The 6,137-nt window shown below is 42.2% G+C and carries 2 protein-coding genes and 1 pseudogene; 2 read left to right on the forward strand and 1 reads right to left on the reverse strand.

Features of this window, described 5'->3' with window-relative positions:
* Window positions 1–64: 64 nt before the first annotated feature.
* Window positions 65–292 carry a type II toxin-antitoxin system HicB family antitoxin gene (locus tag WH96_RS20130; protein ID WP_156176879.1) on the reverse strand — a complete coding sequence of 76 codons (228 nt, stop codon included), beginning with the start codon at window positions 290–292 and terminating at the stop codon, window positions 65–67.
* A gap of 715 nt (window positions 293–1,007) precedes the next feature.
* Between WH96_RS20130 and WH96_RS20135 the strand changes: the two genes are divergently transcribed.
* Together WH96_RS20135 and WH96_RS22705 are read left to right on the forward strand one after the other, a co-directional pair.
* A complete protein-coding gene (locus WH96_RS20135; RefSeq protein WP_156176880.1) occupies window positions 1,008–1,637 on the forward strand; it encodes a hypothetical protein in 630 nt (209 codons plus the stop codon).
* A pseudogene (locus WH96_RS22705) lies at window positions 1,634–6,137 on the forward strand (hypothetical protein); the annotation flags it as partial. The gene WH96_RS20135 and the pseudogene WH96_RS22705, both read left to right, overlap by 4 nt.

The raw sequence follows: 6,137 nt of genomic DNA on the forward strand, positions 1-6,137 counted from the left end.
GTACTCAGTCCATTTTTATAGGGTGTGAACTCAGTTCACTAAATAAAAGGGAGTATCTTTCAACTTACTTACTGTGCCTTTGAAAAGGTTGATCCGGTTCCTTGCCTTCCTGTTCACAAAGTTCAAGGTAATCATCTACGGCTTCACGAAAAGCTGCCTCTAAGTCTTCAATATTAGAGGCTTCGTAGTTCACCAAAGAGCGAATAGATTTGATCTGGCCATGTAAGATTTTTTCCTCTTCATTAAATTGGACAGACCCTACATATCCCTTGTAGTTCATTATATTCTTCAAGTTGAACTCTCCCGTCTGAATAAATGTGTGATCCTATCAATAAAGATAAATCATGCATCAACAACTTCTATACGTCCCGGTTTTTCTTGATGCTGACGCGGTTTAATAACGATATCTACATCACTCATTGTTTCTTCCCTTGCGTGCCGGGATTACATTATTTGTACATATATAATCTGAAGCGTCATCCATTCGATAGTGCTATCCAGTTTCCATAATATAGGAAAATGGCCATTTGGCTTGAAATATGTAGTTTTGATGAAAGTATATCATGTTATCAATTGGATAGACTGGTAGCGTGGTTTTTGAGTTTTTATGTCCAAAAGCCTTATATGTAATTTTGAAAAAGCTGTATTTCAGAAGAGATTTATACGCCTCTTGTCGCTTGAAATGGCCTTGGAATAACTTCAATAAACGTGGGAAATCATTCAAACTCTGGGTTTGATAGTATGGAGGCATTTTTTGTGTTTGGATTGCGTTGTTTGTTTAGAAAATCTGTAAACAGAGAGAGTGTTACTACCGAGTGATTTGTCTGTACTCTTTCTTCGGTATGAAGATGATTGTTAATTTTCTGTTAACCCTGATTGACCATTGAGACATTATTGTGTCATGTATTTCTGTGTACACGTCATGGGTGCATACGGTTGTATGTAGCCAAGCGCAAGGTTAGTGATTTTATTAATAAATTTTTTTATTGATTCGGAAGATATTTGTTTTGAATAAAAAACATAAATTAATGTTGTCTAAAATATTAATCTCATCACCAATATTGAGTGCAATATTTTCGATTATTTTCTTTCATATTCTATCATCTCAATTTTTTTATAACACTGCTTTTTTTGAAGAAATAAAAGTGAGTTGGATAGAAATACTATCATTGCAAGATGAGGAATATAATAGAAATTTAAACATTATAAATGACTATATTTTATTTCATACATTGTGTCTTTTTTTTACATGTATTTTTATTGTTAGGTCATTTTTTTATGAGTGGCCGTTTATTAAAAGAAAATTTAAAGACAAATATACTTTGTCTCTCTTGAAATCAGTATGTTTTGGTAGTGGCAAAAAAAGTTCTATTTGGGGTTTAGTGAAATACCTCTCTCTAATTTATTTCGGCATTTTTGTTATGGCAATAGGCTCTGGAGCTATATTTTATGGAGGGGCGGATGATGTTTTTTACAATTTATTCGAAGTTTATCGCTTCTTTTATTACTTAGTGGTTTCGTTTTATATTTCGCTAATTTTCATATTACTAATTCCGTTTACTCCATTTATTTCAATATTAACAATAAACGAATTTATCCTTAAAGAGCGCTCGAAAAGTAGGGGGAATGGCGTATGAGTGAAAATAATACGACTCAGAAAGATCCTGCAGAAAATGCAATCAAAGCTCTTGAACGTACTGTTGGCGCTGTGGGAGTAGTTTCAGATGTTGTTCAAAATACAGCCGTTGTAGGTATTGCAACAAATTATAAACAAGCAGAAAATCTTTTAGGAAAGCAGAAAATTGCGAAAGTTAGCGAACTTCTCGAAACTAAAAACTTCGATGTACTTACAGATACAATTAGTACAAGTTCCAAATCGGCTCCTTTGGCAAAAATTGGACAAATTGCAGCAGGCGTTGGTAAAAAAGTTGGATTTATTGATGGCGCTTTTAAAATTCATTCTGTTTATAGAACAGCGAGTGAAACTGGAGATGTCTCAAAAACTGCGGCAAAAGCTGTGGTCGAAGCTGTTGATTTTGCAGCTGGATTAGGTGCTGTTGCTGCAGGAGCTAAAATTGGTGCAACAATTGGAACTTTAGGTGGCCCATTAGGGATAGTCATTGGTGGAGCTATTGGTGGTGTTGTTGGTGCCGTCGGATATTATTTTGCATCGGGTAGTGAAACATTTGACAATATCAAAGGTGGTGCAGAAAAAGCTTTAGATGATTTCTTTGATAAGTTTGGTGGAAATGAAAAGGGGGATAAAGACCCTCGGCCCGGTCAGCCTGATAATTCAAATGACGATACTTCAAATCCGCCAACTGGTACAGATGCTGATTCAGCCAATAATGATGATTTAGGGAATAGCCCAGATAATCTTGGCGGTGGGGATGACACTAAGAATCCTAATGATGGTGATTTTGGAGGATTCGATAAATCTGATGACCCACAGGGGCAAGGTTATAGCGATTACGGTGACTCTTATGATCCTGGTGCTGGTCATGTAGTTGATGTACCTAAGCCTGAACCTAAACCTGACAATATTCCGGATCGACCTTCTGACACCCCCCCGATAACAAATGAAGACAATGATGCCCAAAGTAATGATGGGCCTCAATTTGGCGGCTTTGACAGATCTAATGATCCTGATCGCGATGGCTATAGTGGTTATGGTGAAACCGATAGACAGGGCAATAACACTCCATCTGTTCCAATAGCGGTGGACCTCAATAATGATGGGAAAATTTCTTCTGTCAATTTGAGTGAGTCCAGTGTTTTCTTTGATGTAACGTCCGATGGTTACAAAGAAAACGTCAGTTGGGTTGGTCCCCAAGATGGCTTTATCGTTACGGACCTTAATCTTGACGGTAAAATTGTCGGTAATGAACTGCTAGTTGCTAACCAAACCGAAGAAGATGATACCGACCTAGAGGCACTCGCTACGGTATTCGATAGTAACAATGATGGTGTCCTTGATAATCAGGATACTGATTTTGACAAGGTTAAAATCTGGCAAGATCTCAATCAGGATGGTGAAGTTAACGAGGGAGAGCTTAAATCCCTCGCCGATTGGGATATAAAATCAATTGATTTAACGATTGATAAAACAGAACAAACAGTTGGCGATAATAAATTCCTTGGTACGACCTCGTTAACCAGATTTGACGGATCAACCTCGCTTGTTGCTGATCTTCTGCTCAAAGCGAGCGCGACAGGCGTAAAAATAGATAGCGATGATAAGGGTACAAGGATAGAAGCCACTGGAAAGCTATTCGCACAATATATTGCACGAGGTGGTGTGGAGACTAACCTGAATGCCACTGAACTTGATGTGGATGCGGTCTATGGCAAGGAATATTCAGATAGATTAAGAGCTGGTGATACGGAAAAGAATATACTGCTTTCTGGTGGAGCAGGTGATGACTTTTTAGAGGGCGGACGTGGTTCCGACTGGATTATTGGCGGCAGAGGTTCTGATGAATTATACGGTGGAGCAGGTGATGATAATCTGTTCATCGATGTCAGTGATACAAAAGTTGATGGCGGTGATGGATATGATACGGCTCTCGTTGAAGGAGCTGAGGGCGTCTCACTGGATCTTGCTGAAGCCAATATTGAATCGGCTATTGGTAATATTGGAAATGATGATTTCTCTTATGCAGGCGAAAAAGCTGTCATCCTTTCTGGAGGGGCTGGAGATGACAGGTTAACGTCTGGTGATGGTAATGACATTCTTGTCGGAGGACAGGGTGCAGATACTCTATCAAGCGGTAAAGGAGACGATCGGCTTTATATTGATGCTGAAGATCGTCAGGAAGATATTCGTGCTGGTGAAGGGGATGACTGGGTCTATGTCACAAATGGCCAAGCTGTAACGCTGGATTTAAATGTTATTGAAGTTGAAAATGCCGTTGGTAATGTCGGAGATGACACCTTTACCAATAGTGGATCAACAAACACGGCCATCGAAGGACGTGGTGGTGATGACACCATAACGGGCGGTTCCGGTCGCGATGTTATCGAAGGGGGTGCTGGTGCTGATACCCTGGATGGTGGCGCAGGATGGGATTATATATCTTACTATGCTTCTCGGGAAGGGGTGACGGTTAATCTGGCAGATCAAACCCTTTCTGGTGGTGATGCAGAGGGTGATTCCTTTACTAACTTTGAGGGTGTTATCGGGTCTGCCAACGGCGATACGTTTACGGGAAGTGATGCGGGTAACGCATTTTATGCGAATAGTGGTAATGATGTTATCGAAGGTATGGCGGGTCGTGATTATATAAACGGCGGCGCAGGTTCAGATACATCTTCTTATCGTTCATCAAATGCAGCTGTACAGGTTGATTTGAAAACCGGAACAGTATCTGGTGGTCATGCGACTGATGACCTTCTTGTTTCGATTGAAAACATTATTGGCTCGGCCCATGCGGATAATCTTGTTGGTGGCGATGAGGATAATATCCTCGAAGGTGGTGCCGGGGCCGATACTCTCGCTGGGGGGAAAGGTGATGATACTCTTTCTTATGATTCATCAAATGCGGGTGTTACTGTTGATTTGGAAACAGGCGCAGTTTCAGGTGGAGACGCCGAAGGCGATACCATTAGTGGATTTGAGAAAGTTCTTGGATCTCGCCACGGAGACAATTTAACCGCAAGAGAAAGTGGATCTACCCTATTTGGTCAAGATGGTGATGATATCCTTACCGGCCAAAGCGGAGATGATTATCTGCTTGGCGGCACAGGTGCAGATACCATTGATGGCGGTGCGGGTGTCGATACTGTCAGTTATGAAGGTTCTGAAGATGCTGTAACCGTTAACTTGGCTACTGGCACAGCAACGGGTGGTGATGCCGAGGGCGATACAGTAAGCAATATTGAAAACATCCATGGATCTTATGAAGACGATACACTGATCGGGGATGCTGGTGATAACATTATCAATGGAGATCTTGGTGCGGATGTTATCGATGGTGGCGCAGGTATTGATACTGCAAATTATGAAACCGCATTCTTTGGTGTTGATGTTGATTTAAAGCGCGGTGGAGGTCGCCAATACAAGGATGTAAATGCTGAGCTTGACCTGAATAAGCTCTCCGGAAATATCGTTATAAACCCGGATAACAAAAAGCAGGCGAACCATATGGGAACCGAGCTTTCTGTTGCCTATTCCAATGCTGTTGCAATTGCGGGTGGTTGGTTACTGGCGAATTTATCCATAGAACTTGGGAGTAATGAAAGTTCTGAAGGCGGTATTCTGTTTAGCGCTGTCCATGATTTATCTAACGGTGAGATCACACCAAGCCAGATACCTTATCTGAATATCGAGTTGATCAATGATCAGGCAGTGATCAGTTTTTACAGAGCTGACGGCAGTCTAGAAGCAGAGTTTAAAGAAGCCGTCGCAAGCTCTTCCTTTGTAACAGTTTCTCTGGCTTACGATAAAGATAGTGGCGCAACAATTATCGTTATCAATAACACAGCCATTCGTGGTTACGAATGGATTGCCGGACTAGACCTGCAGGTCGGGAGTTATGGTTCTAATGGAACCAAGGTCAATTTCCTCGAAAATCAGGGTGCCTTGGCGTACGAATTAGGATTGCTCGGTGATGAAGCCGTCAATGATACCTTAACAAATATTGAAAACCTTAAAGGATCCATATTTGGTGACCGTCTGGCCGGGGATGACGGGGATAACGTTATCGAAGGCAATGGCGGGAATGATGATCTAAAAGGTTATGCCGGGAACGATACGCTGGATGGAGGCACGGGTAGTGACGTGCTTTCCGGCGGGGATGACAACGATACCTTGCACGGGGGTGACGGCGATGATTCTCTCTACGGCGATGCTGGGGATGATACGCTGGATGGTGGCAGAGGCCATGATCTGCTGGAAGGCGGCGAGGGGATTGATAACCTCTCGGGCGGTGACGGCAATGACCTGCTCAAAGGCGAGCAGGGCAATGATACCCTCCATGGCGACCTGGGCAACGACCAACTAGACGGCGGCGACGGAAATGACACCCTCCACGGTGATACCAACGGCGTGCTGTTTACCCGCGATGACGATGGTAATCAAATCGGCGGATTTGGCGATGTTGTTGAACAGAATAATGGAGTTGTTGGTGGTATTATCA

Source organism: Kiloniella spongiae (genome assembly GCF_001026905.1).
Lineage (GTDB): Bacteria > Pseudomonadota > Alphaproteobacteria > Kiloniellales > Kiloniellaceae > Kiloniella > Kiloniella spongiae.